Origin of the sequence: Erythrobacter ramosus (assembly GCF_009828055.1) — a bacterium.
In the GTDB taxonomy this organism is placed as follows: Bacteria; Pseudomonadota; Alphaproteobacteria; order Sphingomonadales; family Sphingomonadaceae; genus Erythrobacter; species Erythrobacter ramosus.
Window position 1 is genome coordinate 118,102 of the sequence record NZ_WTYB01000001.1, and the last position, 17,413, is coordinate 135,514.

Annotated in this window: 18 protein-coding genes; 11 read left to right on the forward strand and 7 right to left on the reverse strand. The window is 61.2% G+C overall.

Annotated elements, in window-relative coordinates:
* Position 1: 1 nt before the first annotated feature.
* On the reverse strand, positions 2 to 487 hold the full coding sequence (locus GRI59_RS00615) for a type II RES/Xre toxin-antitoxin system toxin (protein ID WP_160759277.1): 486 nt from the start codon (positions 485 to 487) through the stop codon (positions 2 to 4).
* A complete protein-coding gene (gene parS, locus GRI59_RS00620) occupies positions 484 to 984 on the reverse strand; it encodes a type II RES/Xre toxin-antitoxin system antitoxin (protein ID WP_202390838.1) in 501 nt (166 codons plus the stop codon). The genes GRI59_RS00615 and parS overlap by 4 nt, the downstream gene beginning before the upstream one ends.
* Positions 985 to 1,157: 173 nt before the next feature.
* Here parS and GRI59_RS00625 point away from each other — a divergent pair, with 173 nt between their 5' ends.
* The 9 genes from GRI59_RS00625 (at position 1,158) to GRI59_RS00665 (ending at position 8,010) form a co-directional block, all read left to right on the forward strand.
* A complete protein-coding gene (locus tag GRI59_RS00625; RefSeq protein ID WP_160759279.1) occupies positions 1,158 to 1,484 on the forward strand; it encodes a type II toxin-antitoxin system PrlF family antitoxin in 327 nt (108 codons plus the stop codon).
* Positions 1,481 to 1,996 carry a type II toxin-antitoxin system YhaV family toxin gene (locus GRI59_RS00630; protein WP_160759280.1) on the forward strand — a complete coding sequence of 172 codons (516 nt, stop codon included), beginning with the start codon at positions 1,481 to 1,483 and terminating at the stop codon, positions 1,994 to 1,996. Before GRI59_RS00625 ends, GRI59_RS00630 begins: the two co-directional genes overlap by 4 nt.
* A gap of 173 nt (positions 1,997 to 2,169) precedes the next feature.
* Positions 2,170 to 2,400 (forward strand): helix-turn-helix transcriptional regulator, encoded by a 231-nt coding sequence (locus tag GRI59_RS00635; RefSeq protein WP_160759281.1) that lies wholly within the window; start codon positions 2,170 to 2,172, stop codon positions 2,398 to 2,400.
* A complete protein-coding gene (locus GRI59_RS00640) occupies positions 2,400 to 2,666 on the forward strand; it encodes a hypothetical protein (protein WP_160759282.1) in 267 nt (88 codons plus the stop codon). Before GRI59_RS00635 ends, GRI59_RS00640 begins: the two co-directional genes overlap by 1 nt.
* A 343-nt stretch (positions 2,667 to 3,009) precedes the next feature.
* Entirely contained in the window at positions 3,010 to 3,774 is a 765-nt protein-coding gene (locus GRI59_RS00645; protein WP_160759283.1) for a hypothetical protein, read from the forward strand.
* On the forward strand, positions 3,771 to 6,788 hold the full coding sequence (gene mobF / locus GRI59_RS00650; RefSeq protein ID WP_160759284.1) for a MobF family relaxase: 3,018 nt from the start codon (positions 3,771 to 3,773) through the stop codon (positions 6,786 to 6,788). Before GRI59_RS00645 ends, mobF begins: the two co-directional genes overlap by 4 nt.
* Positions 6,789 to 6,911: 123 nt before the next feature.
* A complete protein-coding gene (locus GRI59_RS00655) occupies positions 6,912 to 7,145 on the forward strand; it encodes a type II toxin-antitoxin system Phd/YefM family antitoxin (protein ID WP_160759285.1) in 234 nt (77 codons plus the stop codon).
* Positions 7,142 to 7,528, forward strand: coding sequence for a type II toxin-antitoxin system VapC family toxin (locus tag GRI59_RS00660; RefSeq protein ID WP_160759286.1), 387 nt, complete (start codon positions 7,142 to 7,144; stop codon positions 7,526 to 7,528). Before GRI59_RS00655 ends, GRI59_RS00660 begins: the two co-directional genes overlap by 4 nt.
* A gap of 131 nt (positions 7,529 to 7,659) precedes the next feature.
* A complete protein-coding gene (locus tag GRI59_RS00665) occupies positions 7,660 to 8,010 on the forward strand; it encodes an antitoxin Xre/MbcA/ParS toxin-binding domain-containing protein (protein ID WP_160759287.1) in 351 nt (116 codons plus the stop codon).
* A gap of 281 nt (positions 8,011 to 8,291) precedes the next feature.
* Here the strand turns inward: GRI59_RS00665 and GRI59_RS15570 are convergent, their stop codons facing one another.
* Positions 8,292 to 8,726: a hypothetical protein gene (locus tag GRI59_RS15570; RefSeq protein ID WP_183363561.1), complete on the reverse strand. Its 435-nt coding sequence runs from the start codon at positions 8,724 to 8,726 to the stop codon at positions 8,292 to 8,294.
* A gap of 296 nt (positions 8,727 to 9,022) precedes the next feature.
* On the opposite strand from GRI59_RS15570, the gene GRI59_RS00680 reads away from it, so the two are divergent.
* Positions 9,023 to 10,210, forward strand: coding sequence for an AraC family transcriptional regulator (locus GRI59_RS00680; RefSeq protein WP_160759288.1), 1,188 nt, complete (start codon positions 9,023 to 9,025; stop codon positions 10,208 to 10,210).
* Positions 10,211 to 10,446: 236 nt separating this feature from the next.
* Here the strand turns inward: GRI59_RS00680 and GRI59_RS00685 are convergent, their stop codons facing one another.
* On the reverse strand, positions 10,447 to 11,730 hold the full coding sequence (locus GRI59_RS00685; RefSeq protein ID WP_202390839.1) for a pyridoxal phosphate-dependent decarboxylase family protein: 1,284 nt from the start codon (positions 11,728 to 11,730) through the stop codon (positions 10,447 to 10,449).
* A 365-nt stretch (positions 11,731 to 12,095) separates the two neighbouring features.
* Here GRI59_RS00685 and GRI59_RS00690 point away from each other — a divergent pair.
* A protein-coding gene (locus GRI59_RS00690; RefSeq protein WP_419866780.1) for an IS3 family transposase occupies positions 12,096 to 13,243 on the forward strand; the annotation gives its coding sequence in 2 pieces (ribosomal slippage) (positions 12,096 to 12,351 and positions 12,351 to 13,243; 1,149 coding nt in all).
* 316 nt (positions 13,244 to 13,559) lie between these two features.
* Here the strand turns inward: GRI59_RS00690 and GRI59_RS00695 are convergent.
* The 3 genes from GRI59_RS00695 to GRI59_RS00705 are packed head-to-tail and all read right to left on the reverse strand — an operon-like array spanning position 13,560 to position 17,412.
* Positions 13,560 to 14,606: a pyridoxal-phosphate dependent enzyme gene (locus GRI59_RS00695; RefSeq protein WP_337190207.1), complete on the reverse strand. Its 1,047-nt coding sequence runs from the start codon at positions 14,604 to 14,606 to the stop codon at positions 13,560 to 13,562.
* Positions 14,603 to 15,814 carry a serine hydrolase domain-containing protein gene (locus GRI59_RS00700; RefSeq protein WP_237440630.1) on the reverse strand — a complete coding sequence of 404 codons (1,212 nt, stop codon included), beginning with the start codon at positions 15,812 to 15,814 and terminating at the stop codon, positions 14,603 to 14,605. Before GRI59_RS00700 ends, GRI59_RS00695 begins: the two co-directional genes overlap by 4 nt.
* Positions 15,814 to 17,412: an N-acyl-D-amino-acid deacylase family protein gene (locus GRI59_RS00705; RefSeq protein ID WP_337190208.1), complete on the reverse strand. Its 1,599-nt coding sequence runs from the start codon at positions 17,410 to 17,412 to the stop codon at positions 15,814 to 15,816. The genes GRI59_RS00700 and GRI59_RS00705 overlap by 1 nt, the downstream gene beginning before the upstream one ends.
* Position 17,413 lies beyond the last annotated feature (1 nt).

A 17,413-nucleotide genomic window follows, 5' to 3' on the forward strand; every position in this document is an offset into this window, starting at 1 on the left:
GTCACATGCTCCGCACGATCCTCGGATCATAAATCCACCTGCGAACCTTGCGGGCTTTGATCGCCACGATGTCGGGATGCCGCGGGTTGATCAGCACATTGCTTTCCTCCGGCACGATCACCGAGGGGACGCGCAGCAGCAGACTGGTCGCAGCTCTGGCCCAGCGGGTGCCATAGTCCGATGATGTGCGGCTCGCCGGTTTGGCGTCCCATCCGACCGGCGCGGTCGTGTGATCGATCCCTTCGTCCGCGTTCCAGATAGTATCCGGAATGACGATCTCGACGAGGTAGCGGTTGAGCGGCAGGCCGCCCGAGTTGAGGTGCACGATGGTCTCAAGCGCGGCGAGCGCACGGTTCGTCGATGTGTAGACCAGCGGCGTGCCCTTGTCGTTCCAGCGCCCACCGGTGATCTCGGCCCCCTTGCCGCTGAGATCGTCCGCTTCGTAGTCCTTCGTGTCAGTCGCAATCCGCCAGACCGATACACTCACGCATAGGCTCCGCTTTGGATGCGGGCGAGCGCCTCGGCGACCATGGCCTGACCCTCCATCGTATCAAGCAGAGCCATCGGCGGGGTGCCGCCAAGCGCAGGCAGCGGCTCACGCAGCCAGCGTGACAGCCATTCGGGTGCATCGAAGCCCTTGGGATCGCCAGACTCGGCGACGATCGCCTCGACCTGCCCGATCAACCGCGCAACGCCAAGCAGGCGCTCGCTTTCATCACTGGCGAGCTGCTCGCTCTGGGTGATCTTGCGATTGACCGTAGCTGTCTTCAGCCCGAGCGCCTGATAAAACACCTTCTGCTCGACCCCGAGCGCCTGCACCAGCCGCTTGGCCTCTATAGCGGGCACGCCTTGCCGAATCATCGCAATCCGCGCCTGAGGTGAGGCGGCGAAGAGCTCGCGATAGCCGCCGCCTGGCTTGGGCGTTGCAAGCTTGCTGCCGCGCGCTGTTCTGACGTTGTCGCTATAGGTCGCAGAGGTGGACATGATTGCTCCTTTGAGCATTCACATAGCGCATTTGAGCACAACACTCAATGTACCCTTCGGCCGTCGGTCCAGAAATCATATCGCAAATGGCGTTTGCCGCTCACTCTTGACGATACAATGCAAATGCATTACTAGGCTGTCGGAACACCGACTAGCGTCTAGAGGAATTCAATATGCCGGCGCTCGCGCAGGATGTCTCGAAGCTCACTGATCGCTTTCAGACGACGGTGCCCAGCTCTGTGCGCAAACGGCTCAAGCTCAACAAGGGTGACCAGATCCGTTACAGCATCGACGCCGACGGCCGGGTCTATATCGAACCCGTTCGCAGCGAAGGTGGCGACCCCGCTATGGCCGCCTTCCTCGACTTCGTAGAGGCCGACATCAAGGCGCACCCCGAACGTATTCGCGCCTTCAGCGGCGCGATGCATGATCGGCTCAAGGCGCTTGTGGGTGACATCGATGTCGATCTGGATCAGCCCCTCTCCCCCGACGACGAATGACCGGGGACGATAAGGCGAAGGCGCCGCTCGTCGTAAACGGGTGGTCCATCTATGCGCACCCCGTTTTTCTGGACCAACTCGAAGAGCTGATCAGCCAGGCCGAGGAGCGCAAAGCCCGCGAACCAAAGGCTTGGCGCAAGAAAAACTGCACAAAGCGTCTCGCCGCCATCTTTAAGCTGATCACCGAGAACATCCCCACCGATCCAGCCGCGCCCGGGTTTCGGCAGGGCGATACGCTGGGTGAGAGGCGCAAGCACTGGTTTCGCGCGAAGTTTTTCCAGCAGTATCGGCTTTTTTTCAGGTTCGACAGCAGTGCCAAGGTCATCATCCTCGCCTGGGTGAACGATGAGGATACCTTGCGAGCCTATGGTAGCCGGACAGACGCCTACGCGGTTTTCAAGGGCATGCTTGATGACGGCAGCCCGCCCGACAGCTTCGATAGGCTGATGAAGGAAGCGGCTTCGGCTGCCGAACGCTTCGATCAAGCACTCGGAGCGAACCCGGGCACATAGCCAGCCATCAAGGCCGATGATGATCCAGATGCGGTGCCTCCGTACGTCATGAATTCCCAGAAATTCTGAGGAATCCCCAGAAACGGCTTCGTCCGCTCCCCGCCCTGTGAAAGCCTCTGCACGCATTGCGACGTGGAGGAACGGCGATGGAACGCGAGGAAACAAGCACCTTGATGACCACGGACGATCTCGTCCGGCACCTGCGCATGAGCAGGGTCACGATCTGGCGCAAACGGGCGGCGGGCGCCTTCCCCAAGCCCTGCGCGCTCGGCGGCGGGCAGCTGCGCTGGAAGCGGCGCGACATTGACGAATGGATCGACAGGCTCCCGGTCAGTGATCCGGTGTGTCCGATCCCGCCACGGCCGCCAGCACAGCGTCCGCGCGATTTCGGGAGGCTCCTGTGATGACGGAGCCAGTTGCCCGGTTGCCGCTTTTCAGCGTCCCGACGCATTCGATCGTTCTGATCGGGAACGTCGCTTCACTCACGGTGATCTGTGATCGTCAGATCGCATGCCCGGCTGACTGCCGCGGTGGAATCTTGCGGATCGGAGACGTCTCGGTCGCGCTCAGCTGCACCCATGCGCAGAACCTGGCGGAAAGGATCCGCGAGGCCATCGATGCGACCGTTCTGGGGACGCTCCCCCTGCCCGTAAAGCCGACAATCCAATGAGCGGGCCTCGCAGCACAGACGTCTGGTCTGGTGGCAGTGTGTTGCGGCGTAACAGCCGCTGTGACCCCCACGGGAAATCCAGACGTTCCCAAGTCCCCCAAAGACCATCTTCACATGGCTTGAGTGAGCAAAGTGAATTGCACGCACCACGCTACTGCCTAGCTGCTCCAAGGGAAGCAGAAAGTCCCGGAATTCTGCGGTTCTACGGCCTAGGTAGAACTCTAGGTTGCCCGCAAAAGCTCTGCGGTTTGCGACAGCGGCGTAGAGCTTGCGCCTACTTCCCTCGTAGAAGCCGGGATTTCCGCCATCTCCCGCCTATTTCGGTGATCTGGGAGCGCGTGCGGTGGCGCAGGTAAATGTCGCCTACGAGGACCGGCTGCTCGCCCACCTCGACGCGGTCGCGGAAGGTCGCGGCCTGTCTCGTCCCGACCTGCTGCGCGCCATTGCGGAGGAGGCGGTGCGAGCCGGCGAACAGGGCAGAGCAATGTTCGAGCCGCCGAAACTGCCGATCGAACCGGGCACAGCCGTAACCCTCGCCTTGAAAGTCGAGCAGATCAGCATCGACCTCGATCGCATCCTGCGCGCAGCGGAACGGCGTGAGAAGAGGCTGGTGGAGGCCTTCAACGCGACCGACGAAGCGAACCGGGAGGCGATGAAAAGGCTCGGCGAATTGCTGGCAGCCCGGTTCGCGCAAGGCGCGACGCCCTTTTCAGAGTTGCTGGATGGGCACCTGGAAGAGGTCGAGGATCTTTACAAACAGGTCATGTCGGCGGCGATCTCGCCGGAGTGGATCGCCGGGTTCAACGCAAGGCTCGACGTCATCGAAGCCGCTGCAAAGACACCGCGCACCGTGAACAGATATGAGATTGCACCAGATTGGCGCATGCCTGCCTGGCAACTCTGCGTCGGCGCCATCACTGCCCTCTTCGCGGCAGCCGTTGTCATCACAATGCTCGCGCGGCTCACCCCGGATGCCTGGATTGCCAATCCGATGGCCCGCGCCATGTACGGCAGCGCTGATCAGGCCATGTGCGAACTGTGGAAGGCCAAGCATGGTGCCAAAGCCTGCCCTGTGCTCGTGCCTATGGTGGACAAGCCGAAGCCATGATGTCGCTCGGACTCGTCGCATCTGCCGGTGCGGCCGAATACTACGCCTCGGATAACTACTACTCGCTGGAGAATGGCACCGATCAGAGCCTTTGGCAGGGCAGCGGCGCGCAGGCGCTGGGCCTTGAGGGCAAGGTCGAAACCGCCACCTTCGAGCGCATTCTGGAAGGCAAATTGCCCGACGGCAGTGAAATCAATGCCAGTCGCGGCGAGCACCGCGCCGGCCTCGATCTGACCTTCAGCGCGCCAAAATCAGTCAGCCTGGTCGCGCTCGTTGGCAAGGATCACCGGGTGGTGGACGCGTTTCGGGCTTCCGTAGCCCAGACGCTCGTGTGGGCGGAAAAGAACCTCTCGCAGGCCCGGGTCTGGCGGGACGGTCGGCAAGTGACCGAAAACACCGGCAACCTTCTCGTCGCCACCTTCACCCATGATGTCAGCCGCCAACTGGACCCGCAACTGCACGTCCACGCGGTGGTTGCCGGTGCAACGCTGGCCAGCGACGGCAAGTGGCATTCGCTCAAGAATGACGAGATCTATCAGCATCAGCGCACCCTCGGTGCCGTGCACAACGCCTATCTGCGCGAGGGCTTGGAGAAACTCGGCTACGAACTGGTGCCGGGCAACAATCCCGTGCTGGGAGAGTTCGAGATCGCAGGCATCTCGCGCGCCCAGATCGAGGCCTTCTCCGAGCGCCGCGCGCAGATCCTTGCCGTGCTGGACAAGGATGGCCGTTCCTCCCCGCGAGAACGTGAGATCGCCGCCCTGGCGACGCGGCGGGACAAGGAACCCGCGATGGATCGTGAAGAGCGCGGAAAGGTGTGGGCGGAGAAGGCGGCGCGGGTGGGGCTCAATCTGCAGCCGATCATTGCGGCGGCGATGGAGCGGTCGGCGCGCGGAGAAACGTTCTGGTCGCGGATGGTTGAGGGGGTTCGCGGCATCCATGCAAGAGGGCTGGAGGTGGCCGCAGCAATGGGACTGACCCCGCGCTCCGGGGATGCTCTGGTGCCGGAGCGCAAAGGGGCGCTGACTCCGCAGGCCTTCGCGGCGGCGCAAGCCGTGGCCTCTGCCGTCCGCGATCTCGGCGAGAACGAAGCCGGGTTCAACCGCCTCGATCTCGTGCGCGCCGCCCTCGAGCGCCGCGGGCCCATCAATGCCGAGGTCGTGGAGGCGCGCATCGCGCAATTGCAGGACAAAGGCCTGCTGCTCGGCAATGAACGGATGGTAACGCCCGCCAGCATGCTGGCGCTGGAGCAACGCGCCGCGCATGAGATCGCCGCAGGGCGTGGAGCGGTTGGAGCCTTCGCTGACCGGCCGACAGCCGCGTTGCGCGTTCAGCAAGCGGCGGCGAACCTCGGCATGCGGCCGCTCAACACGGGGCAGCTACGCGCCGCTGTTGGCGTTCTTGCGACCAATGATCGGGTCCAGCTGGTGCAAGGCGGGGCTGGTACAGGCAAATCGGCGGCGCTGGTCCCTGTCGCGACGCTCCTGCGCGAAGAGGGCACGCAGGTGCATGCGCTGGCCATCGCCACCCGCACGGCGCGTGATTTCGGCGAAAAGCTCGGCGTCGAAGGCAAATCGGTCGCCAGCTTCCTCGCGCGGTACCGCCCGGTGCTGGATGGCACCGCCAGTCCGGAGCAGGTCGCGAACACGGCAAGGGAGCTGCGCGGCGCTTGGATCATGGTCGACGAAACCTCGCTGGTCGGCACAGAGCAATTCGAAAAGCTGGTCCGCCTCGCCAATCTCGCGGGAGCCGAGCGGCTGGTGATGATCGGCGACACGAAGCAATTGCAAGCCATTGCGGCTGGCAAGCCCTTCGAACAGGCGCAGGAGCGCGGCACTCCGACCTCGCCCGTTACCGAAAACCTTCGCGCTGCCTCGCCTCAGATGAAGGCAGTTGCTGCGGCGCTCGAGCGCGAAGATCTGCCAGGCGCCTTCGCCGCCCTCAAGGATCGCACGCTCGAACTACCGCGCCTTGAAGGCGTTGAAACTGCAGCTGCGATTTGGGTCAGCCGGTCACCGGAGGAGCGCGAGCAGACGCTGCTTCTCACCTTGAGCCGCGCCATGCGCAGTTCGCTCAACACCGCGGTGCAGGAACAGCGCGCCGACAAGGGCGAGCTCGGCAAGCAGACACATGTGCAGACTGTCCTCGATCGGGTGACGATCACCAGGGAAGGCGCCCGCCAAATGCGGGCCTACCGTGAGGGGCATATCGTCACCTTCAACAGCAACCTGCGTGCTCAGAAAATTGGACGAGGCGAGCGCGGCCGCGTGGTGGGCCATGATGGCGAGCGGGTCAGGCTCGAGATGCAGGATGGCCGGGTGCAGACTTTCACCCCGGGCCGTCTCCCCCATAACCTGCAGCACGATGCCGTGTCGGTCTTTGCCGAGAAGCGCATTGCGCTGCACGCTGGCGATCCGATCCGCTGGACGACCAATGATCATGCGCGCGGCCTCGCCAATAGTGATGTGGCCAAGGTCGAAAGCATCGGCAAACACGGCATTGCCGTCTCCACCAAGGATGGTGAGGCGATCAACCTCAAGCACGGCGACCCGATGCTGGAACGGCTTGACCTCGCCTACGCGGTCAACGCCCATATCGCGCAGGGCATGACCGCAAAGGACGGCATCATGGTGCTGAGCGAGAGCGAGCGGTTGCTGAACAGCACGCGCTCATTCCTCGTCGCCGCGACGCGGTTCACGGGCGACGCCGTCCTGATCGTCGATGATGCGCATAAGATCGAGCGCGATGTGGCGCGCAACCCCGGCGACAAGACCAGCGCCATCGAAGTTGTGCGCGGGCGAGCGGTTGAGAACGAACCGGATAAGCGCGATCCCGCTATGACGGACGAGCTACGGCGACTTGGTGCGGCGCTCGGGCCCGAGTTTGTTTGGGCGGTCCTGACCAACAAAGAGCGCGAACTCACCCTGGAAAAGGGTCTGGAGCGCAGCGAGCCCGGGCGCGGATCGGTCGGGCGCGAACTGGATCGCGAGCGCGATATGGAGCGGGGGCGGTAAGCATGTCTCTCCCATGACGCCACCGCCTGAAACACCATGCGCACGGGCCTATCCCATGCCTGCCCACCCCCTTCTTGCTTCGAGAGGTTGGCTTAGCTATATATTTAGCCAAGGAGTAGCCCCATGGCCCAGTTCTCGGTTCACGACGCTAAGACCAACCTCTCTCGCCTCATCGCGGAAGCCTTGGCAGGCGGTGAGGTCGTGATCGCGCGCGGCAACGTGCCGGCTGTGCGTCTGGTGCCGGTCAATCCGCGCGGTCAACGCCGCTTCGGCGCGCTCAAGGGAAAGATCACGGTCGACGCCCGGTTCAATGAGCCGCTGCCTGACGATGAGCTTGAAGGGTGGGGTCTCGCTTGAGGCTTCTGCTCGATACCCACGCGCTGATCTGGTGGTTGGCGGGTGACGAAGCTCTCAGCCGCCGCGCCCGCGATGCCATTGCCGATGAGGCCAACGAGATCATTGTCAGCGCCGCCTCGGCGATGGAGATCGCCACCAAATTCCGGATCGGCAAGCTGCCCGGCGCGGCGGTGCTGGCGCAGGATTTTGAAGCGATAATTGCCGAGCAGGGCTTCGGCGAATTGCCGATCAGCGTCCACCTTGCCAGGCTCGCGGGTGAAATGAACATCGCCCACAAGGATCCGTTCGATCGCTTCTTGATAGCACAGGCGCAGGCCGAAGACATGGTTCTGGTATCGAATGAGGAGCTGTTTGACGGGTTCGCGATCAAGCGTCTGTGGTGACCTCCGCATCAGGATCCGGCCCTGATTGGCTTGGCCGGGGGCGGGGCGGTGAACACCACGCTCAGGCCGTCCGCGGCTTGGCTCGCGTTAGCTGCGGCACTATATTGAGCGTGAAGTAGCGGAGCATCGCGATGTCGATCCAAGCCTACGCAGAGAATGGCACCTTTGCCCCGCGCAAGATTGCCGCAGCGCTGCGCACCACCAGCGATGAACTCGCCCGCACGCTCGGCCTCGGCAAGGACGCCATCCAGCGCAAGGACCGGATCACCTCGGCCCGCACCCAGCGTCGCATTCGCCACATGGTCGAAGTGCTTGGCAAGGTCGAGCCCCGCCTTGGTTCACCCCTGCTGGCCTATGCCTGGTACAGCTCAGAACCGCTGCCGGGTTTCTCCGGCCAAACCGCGATGCATCTGGTCCAGAGCAACCGGGCGGACGAGGTGTTGACCTATATCGACGCCGTCGACGCGGGCATTCACGCCTAGCATATAGCCATCGGGTTTGATGATCGTCTGTGAACACCAAAGCGGCTTGATGTAGGCGAAACCCTGTTCGGCGATCATCAAAAGCAGCACGCGGATCGCCCGCCTGCCGACGATGAGCGAACGCAGACTCCATTGCCTGTCGCCTAGCACGATAGACGTTCCAACCCGCCGCGCTTGATCTTGGCGCGCTGTTCCCGCTGGTCGGTCCCCCGAACGCCGCGATTGCGCGCTATGAAGGCGTTCTTGCGGGCATTCCCGACCCGGACATCCCGCTTTCACCGCTACACGGACGAGGCCAGTTCCGACTTTCGAACACAACGAGAATCGGTCAAGGGAAAGCGCCAAAGCTCCGGCGACTTTAGTGCACCATCTCGCGCAATCGTTCGGTCTGAAGAACCTCGACTGCCGTCCCCTAGGCATAGAGGTGCCAGCACATCTCGAGCAGTCCGGACGCCTTGATGCCCGTCTGCGATCAACGACGATGTCTTCGCCAATGCCTCGCACAGCGACGGGGGATCGACCATCACGCCGCCCGGATGGTGCGCGCAGACAATCTCGCCCACGGCGTTGCCGGTCGCGAAGCGTGCCGCGGCACCCTCGTCTTTCTCAGCCACCTCGGGCCGATGGGTCGCGAGCCAGAGCTTCTTGGGCCTTTGCTCGAAGGCCGTGATCTTGGACTTGGAGAGGTCGAAACAGCGGTCGCGTGTTTGCGTCATGCCGCGATTCCTACAAGCCCATCACGACAGAAATGGTCGTTCAGCCCTCAATGACAGGAGTCATTAGCATCGCCCAGTCCTCGTACGGGTTGTCCATCATAAGGTAGATGAACAGCGGCAACAGTATCTCTCTGCGATTGATCGATAGGGTCTGTAACCTCGCGCGGCATTTCGACTGCGTCTTTGCAACGCCGTAGGGTGCGATCATTCAGCCAAGCCGGGAAGCTGTCATCAGGACAGTCTTGCAATCAGACGCAGCGCATTTCGTGCAAGATCCAGGGGCTTTATCGAAAGGGATGCCCGTCTGGATCGGTAGGCCCGATAAGGCCCTTTGGCAGTGTCCGGCCACATTCCGTGACGAGCAGGAGCTGTACCTGAACCAGACCAGCGGCTTCGTTCACTTTGCCGCCGAAAGCGGAAATTCGCAAAGCGGCCCCGACCGAAAATTTACGAAATCTTGCGGAAATCTTGTATGGTTATTGCGGGATCCCGGCCATTATCTTAACAATCTCGCGTCGGTGCTCGGGGGCGGGAACACCATAATGTCGCCAAGCCAAATTGATGGTCGGCCTCCAACTGACTGGAAGCGCTATCATGCGTCGTCGGGGTACGAATGCCTTGACGCAATCGCATTTTCATCGCCCCATGACACGCCAGTTTTCGAAGCCAATCACCGCGATCTTGTGCTTCATGGCCAAGGCGCGATTGCAGACTTGAAAAGCTCAAACATTGCGCATTGCCAAATCGATATTCTAGTCGAAACGCGCGACCTCATCAATATCGTGCTTGAGGACGGAGGGCACTGCTGGCGGTACGATGGAAAATCAGCCGCTCATTACATAACACGCCGCGGCTCTCTCGCTTTCGTTCCCGCCGGCTATCGTCGGTTGATTGACGTATCTGGTCCGATAGGCAGCATGACGATCAGCCTACCCAAAGGCCTGCTCGGGCAATTGGACGACCGGCAGGGCAATCATGCCTCGGAGCCTTTCGGCAACTATGAAAACGCCGAATTGGCAACTTTGGTCCATATGCTGGCGCAAGAGATAAGCGCGCCAGGGTTTGCATCCGACCTTATAATCGACGGGCTACTTTGCGCGATCAACGGTTCGATGATGCGGCGCTCAACGGGGGCGAGCCCTGAAGTCATCGACCATATTTACATCTCTCCAGCTCGGCTTGCCAAAGTGATGGAATATATCGAATACTCAGCAATGCGGAAAGTGACCTTGGCAGAACTGGCGGAGATCGCAAATTTGTCGGTCTACCATTTTGCCAGAGTCTTCAAGCGGCAAACGGGCATGACGCCCTATCAGGCGATAACCGTCAAACGGATGGACTTGTCGCGTCGCTTGCTTGCTTCGGGCGAAAAGACAATTGCCGAGGTGGCAATCGAATGCGGCTTTTCCAGTCAGGCGAGTTTCACCACGGCGTTTGGAAAGTATATGGGCATGACACCTGGGCGTTATCGTTATTCGGTTTGATCCTTGCCGTTTGAGATACCGGGTCAACGTCGCGCGCTTTCCACCCATCTTCAGACATAAGCAGAGTCGATCCGCGATCCCGAAAGCAGACCCGCAGCTTCAGCGCATGTTTCGGCAAAAGCGGAAATTCTGTAGCCGACCACGAAGCGGACGTTGGCGTCACGGATCCCGTTCGCCCGCGTCGGTCCCGGGGCGCTTTTGCAGTCCCCGCCTATATCTGGTGGGCTACGATCCCCTCACCGCAAACGGGAAAGAGCCTCGCCTGCTGCAACAACCGTCCGCGCCACATCGTCGGCGTTCGTGTTCCAACCGCAGACACTTATTCGCATCACGCGCTCGCCATCCCAAAGGCCGCCGCTGACAAAGGCTTCGCCACCGGCATTGATTGCCGCGATGACCGCGTCGCTGATGTTTGTGCCATCCGCCGCATCAAAGCGGATCAGGCCCTGGTTCATTGTTGGCCGGGCGATGCCGGTCGCTCCCGGCAAATCCGAAATGCCGTCAAATATGGCTGCCGCATGGTCGCAGCACCGCTTGATCATCGCGGCCAGTCCGTCACGGCCGAGTTCCATGAGAGCCGCCAGCGCTGGCAAGGCGCGGGCGCGGCGAGACCATTCGGGCGTGAAATCCATCGGGTCGCGCACCGGTCCGCCGCTTGTCAGATATTCCGCCGTCATGCGCATGGCTGCACTGTGCGCAGCCGCATCCCGAGTAATCGCCATTCCGCAATCATAAGGTGTGTTCAGCCACTTATGGCCATCAGTGGCCCAGCTGTCAGCAAGCTCTACGCCCTTGACGAGCGAAGCCATCCGCGGACTGGCGTTGGCCCAGAGCCCGAACGCGCCATCGACGTGAACCCACGCGCCTACCGCGTGCGCAATCGGGCACAGCGCGGCGAAATCATCACACGCGCCAATATTGAGATCGCCCGCATTCAGAACAACAATCGTGGGAGCATGTGGCTCTTGCGCGAGCGCCGCGCGCAACACGTCTGGCGCCACCATACCCGTTCGGCCCGCATCGAGAGGGATGATGCATTCGCTGCCCAAGCCGAGCAGGCGCAGAGCCCGCGTTACCGAAGAATGGTGGTGTGCGTTGGCGAGCACGCGAATGACCGGGGCGCCCTGAAGCCCCTTGGCCTCCACGTCCCATCCCTTTCGCGCCAGCACGGCATGACGCGCTGCGGCCAGCGCCGTCGCATGGGCCATCTGGCAGCCCGTGACAAAGGCATAGCTTGCATCGCTTGGCAGTCGCAGGGCCTCAAGCAGGAATTGGCCCGCGACTTCCTCAAGCACTGCGCCCGCAGGGCTGGTGGAAGCAAGCACTGCATTTTGATCCCATCCAGAGCACATGATGTCGGTTGCCAATGCAGCCGGCAAGGCGCCGCCCTTCACCCAGGCGAAAAACCGTCCTCCGGCACTGCCTGTCAATCCAGGATCAGCTGCCGCAGCAATGGCGCGGACCACATCGCTCGCCGGTATGCCGCGTTCAGGAAACGAGGTCGGCAGGGGCGCACGCATTTCCGCTGGCGTGCCGCGTGACGCGACCGGGCGAGTATCAAGCGAAGCCAGATAGCGGCGGACTTCAGCAAAGGCGATGTCGAGAGTATCCATTTGAGGTGCATATTGAATGGGCGAATTCGAGTCCAGATTGCGTGTCCGGCCACCCCCACTTTCTGTCCGTCGGCGATCGACAATTTCAGGATTACAATCGGCGCAAGAGGGGGTGACGTGCCCCCCCCGCTTTCCTCCATGAGCGATTAGAGTCTGGCCTGGGGGAAGGACAGACGATGAAGCGTAAAACATGCTCTGCCACCTGAAAACTGGACCATTCGCAGCTAGAGTTTTCCGCGGTAGACATCCTTGGCTGGGCGAGGAGGTTTGGCGTGAAGGCATCGAAGTTCACGGACGCGCAGAAGGCGTTCGTCATCAAGCCGGGCGAGGAAGGGACGCCGGTCGCTGAGATCTGCCGCAAGGCGGGTATCAGCCAGGCAACCTATTTCAACTGGAGGAAGAAATACGCGGGGCTGCTGCCATCGGAGATGCGGCGGCTGCGTGAGCTGGAGGACGAGAACAGCCGGCTCAAGAAGATCGTCGCCGATCTGACGCTGGACCGCGAGATGCTGCAGGATGTCATCAAGCGAAAGCTCTGAGGCCGGATCGGAAGCGCGAGCTGGTCGACGGGATGCTGTTGGACTGGGGCGTGTCGATCCGGAGGGCCTGCCGGGTTCTGCCGTTCGACACTTCGAGTTATCATTATCAGTCCCGCCGCACCGATCCGGCCTTTCTTAAGAAGCGCATCAAGGATATCTGCGAGACGCATGTCCGCTATGGATACCGGCGGGTGTTTTACATCCTGCGCCGCGACGGTTGGGCCGTAAACATGAAGAAGGTCTATCGGCTTTACAGAGAGTTGGGCCTTCAGCTCCGCAACAAGACGCCCAAGCGGCGGGTCAAGGCGAAGCTACACGAGGATCGTGCGCCAGCGATCCGGCCAAACGATGTGTGGGCGATGGACTTCGTTCATGACCAGCTGGCGACCGGCCGGAAACTGCGCATCCTGACGGTGGTCGACACTTACTCCCGGCTATCGCCGGTGATCGATCCCCGGTTCAGCTATCGTGGCGAAGACGTCGTCGCGACGCTGGACCGGGCGTGCCGACAGATCGGCTACCCAAAGACGATCAGGGTCGACAACGGCAGCGAGTTTATCTCTCGTGACATGGATCTGTGGGCTTACCAGCGCGGTGTGATCCTTGACTTCTCCCGCCCTGGTAAGCCCACGGACAACGCGTTCATCGAGGCGTTCAACAGCAAGCTGCGGAGCGAGTGCCTGAACGCGCACTGGTTCCTATCGCTGGAAGAGGCTTGCGAAAAGCTGGAGGCCTGGCGTAGACACTACAACGAAGAGCGACCGCACAGCGCAGTCGGGAATATCCCTCCGATCATGCTGGCAAACTCAACCGGTGAGACCAGCCCACCGGATCTGACCAAGGCGGAAAACTCCAGACCCGAGTGGTCCAAGGTTGGGTAGCAGTGCAAAAACAACCGCCCGGCTCTAATCCCTGCTGGGGGAAAGCTGGGGGTCACGTCACCAGGCAATCCGCTACACCATCAGAATGAGGGGGCCCTTCTAGACGCCGATCACCCCGCCAAAGGGGTCCCTTTTAAACGACGCCCCACAGACTCCCGGCAAGTGCGGTACTCGCAATGGCAGCAAGGCACTTTTTGCGATCGCATCCAATTTTTTTCATATCAAGTAAATAACTTGCCCTCAACTGGTGGAATTTCGCCTCATCACTCAACTACAGATATTCGCTGATCATCTTCGCACCATCAATGAAATAACTTTAGAGTATTTTTAAGCAGGGAGCATCAGTCGCGATTGTTACAAGAAGCTGGGGATCGGCAAACAGCGCCGGGGTTCCGCCCGTGTGGATGAAAACCACGTCGCCAGCTATACTTCCCCCGCCGATTATATCGGCCATTCCTGAAAATCCTTTGCCCGTGTAGATCGGGTCGAGAAGAATACCGTCCGAGCGGGCCAATTTCTTGACCCAGCGATTGGCCGATTCTGTGGGGTGCGCGTAGCCCGCTCCCGTATGCGTATCGTCTATGATGATATCCGCTTCATTGAACGGAATGTGGCAGCCAAGTCGCTCTCCGATCATAGTCATTGCCGAACGGACACGGCTTCGCTTGATCTCCGCTGGCTCACTTACCGAGATGCCGATGATTGGCACATCCCAGCCATCCAGCCGCGCTCCGGCAAGCAGCCCGCCGTGGGTTCCCCCACTGCCGGTAGACACGAAAACCGCCGCAGGATCGATACCTAGCGACTGGCATTGATCGCGCAGTTCCCAGGCGCATTGCACGTAACCAAGCGATCCGACGCCATCCGATGCACCTGGGGGCACGACATGCGGTCGGCCACCAGCGCCTCTCAGGTCGTTCGCCACCTGGAGGACGAGTAGTTCAGCGTCCGCCTCGTTTGCGGCGACGTGAACTTGGGCTCCAAAGATCATGTCAAGCAGCGCGTTCCCGGACTCGAGATGCGCTCTTGGGTACTGCGCCAATGCAGGTGTCAGGATCGCGTGACAGGCGAGGCCCGCCTTTGCCGCAGCCGCAGCCGTTTGCCGGACATGGTTGGACTGAATGCCCCCGGATGTGACGACCGCAGTGGCACCCTTAGCAAGCGCATCAGCGATGGTGTATTCCAGTTTCCGACCCTTGTTGCCACCCATCGCGAAACCCGTATTGTCGTCGCGTTTCATGAACAGGGATCCGCAGAACCCCGGTATCTCGCAGCGGATAGAGTCTAGCGAGGTTGGTGCGGTGATTAACGGGAACCGCTGGATGGCGTCCAACGCGCTGCGGTCGAACGAGCCACGGTTCACGGCACTGTCCTGAACAGCGGGAACACCCGGTCAAAGAAGCCCCTCCGCACATCGCGAAGTACCACCCTATCCGAATCTAGCGGACGCGTGTTCCAGGCCGCGACAGCTGCGGTTTTGCTTATTGGGTCGATGTAAAGGAAACACTCGAAGCCCAGCTGCGACCCTGTATGGCCGATGTAGCGTACCGGAATTTGCTCTTCACTAGGCCGGTCGTCGATGACGAAGAACATCTGCCCCATGCTCTCGCCAAACTGAGGGGTCCATTTGTCGGTGGGATGTACAGGCTGCCACATCTGCTCCAGCGTTTGACGAGAAAGGACGAGATCGTATCGACCATTATCGTTGACGCCGAGCAGGAAATCCGCCCACCGCAGCATATCATCGATCGGGCCGTTCAAGCCGCCATTAGCCACCGTTGCCCCAGTACTGAAGTCCAGTCCTTGCGCAGTGCGTACGCCGTTCTCGATCAGATAGTTGTTCGATCTAAGCGGCAGCAGGTAGGGAGGAGTAAGGTCGAAATAGGTTTTGCGCATGTCGAGCGGCCACAGCACGTGCTTCTCGACATATTGCTGATAGTTTTCGCCGCTTACAATTTCGATGACGCGCCCGAGGAAGCTCATGCCGGGGTTGGAATAGCCATATTTGGTGCCTGGCTCAAACTCGATTTCGGAATACGGCATCATGGCTGCGACCTGCGACCATTCGGCCGGTTCGCGCGGATGCCAGGGCTTGTTGCCGCCCCACGGGAAGGTAGGCGAGCGAAAGCCCGAACTATGGTTGAGCAACATTTTCAGCGTGATCTGATCGATCGGCCCATACGGGTCATGAACTGCGCGCAATTCGGGAAGGTATTTGACGATGGGATCGTCCAGCGAGAGCTTACCCGCATCGCGTAGCTGCAAGAGCGCGACCGCGGTGACCATCTTGGTCATTGATGCCCAATGGTAAAGCGTATCAGCGGTCGCGACGCGTCCCGCTTGGAGGTCTGCATAGCCGAAACTGCTTGTGCCGAGAGTTTTCCCGTTTGCACGAAACGCAATCGTGCCGCCAACCACCCGCTGCTCGGTCGCTCCACGACTTACGGCATCGCTCAGGTCGCGCCACGCCTCTGCGAACTTGGCTGGCTCCGGGTTCTCTCGCGGCGCTGCGCTCGCCGTCCCCGCCAGCGATGATATGGCCGCGAGAAAAGCCATTAACCAGCGTATCATTACGACCTCCCTCGCTTCAGAATCCGTCCTGACCTAGCACCCGTTACCTCGCCGCGTTCAACCGCAAGGGCGCCGTCAACGATGACATAGTCGATGCCGACCGCTGGCGCGCGCGGCGCGGTCCAGGTTGCTTGCGGCGCGATTGTTGCAGGATCAAACACGACGAGATCCGCTGCGAGCCCGACTGCGATCCGTCCCCTCTGAGTAAGCCCGACGCAATGCGCAGCCAGTCCCGTCATCTTGTAGATCGCAGCCTCCAGCGTCAGCAGATTCCGCTCACGCACGAATTCGCCAAGGACCTTGGGATAGGTCGCCCAGGATCGCGGATGGCTAATCCACGGCGCGCCATCAGTTGAGATCGCAACGAGCGGGCTGGCAGCGAACAATTCCTGGATCGCCTCATCCTGGGTAAAATGTGCGCAGTTCCATGGGTTCGCACCCAGATCTTCGATCGCGAATTGCCAAAACGGTTTGTCGGCCTTTGCTGCCGCCTGGGCCAGCGTTTGCCCCGCATAGGGCCCTTCGGCGATCAGGATCGCATCGGGGCCGTTCCGCTTGACGATCCTTGCCCGAACGAAGTCCGCAAGCTCCGTACCGCGATCACGTCGGGCCACGGCAAGCTGATCGGCGGTCTTGGCCCACAGTGGGAACACAAGCGTGATGTCGGCATAGCCACCATTGTAGGGGTAAACGTCTGCGGTCAGATCGATCCCCTCAGCCCGAGCTCGCGCGATCTTCTCGAGAATCGCCTGACCGCGCTCCACGGCTTTTCCAAGAACGACCTTCAGATGAGAGATATGGACGTGGGCATACCGACCTTGCGCAATCAACTCATCGATCGCCCCCTCGATCTTGTCGTCGTCCTCGCTTCGCATGTGGCTCATCACCACGCCGCGTCGCGCACCGACGGTCTGCGCAAGTGCTACCAGTTCCGGCGTTTCCGAATAGATCCCCGGAACATACTCCAAGCCGGAACTGAGCCCGAACGCACCCCCGACAAGGTCAGCATCAAGCAGACGCCGCATGGTCGCCAATTGCGTCGCTGAAGGAACGGCCGCGAGGTCGACGCCGGCTCGCCACCGTAGTGTGCCATGCCCGACTAGCGGCGCGATATTCAGGCTCAGCCCTGTGGCAGCAGAAGCAGCTCGCCACGCAGCGAGGTCCATCGATGGCAAGGGATCAGGCGCATGATGATAGCCGGGTGTCTCACCGTCCTGCCCAAGCGTGATCGTCGTCACACCCATTGTGAGGAAATTGGCGAACGAAGTGTCCTGCAAGGGATCGCCATGAGCATGGGGATCGATGAAGCTAGGAGTCACCACTTTGCCTTGCACATCGATAATGCGCGTTGCGCGGGTGGCCGGGTTCGCTTTCCCGATCATCGCAATACGCCCGCCGACGATGCCGATGTCGGCCGGACGTTTAGGTGCTCCGGTTCCATCGACGACAAGCCCGCCGCGGATTACCAGGTCGAACGGCCGCGTTGCATTGCCGGCGAGCCCTGAGGAGCTTGCCATCGAGGTTGCCACTGATGCTGCTGCACCGCCGAGCAGCGCACGCCTGCTCCAGATTCCAGTTCCGGACGTGTGTGCCTCCACG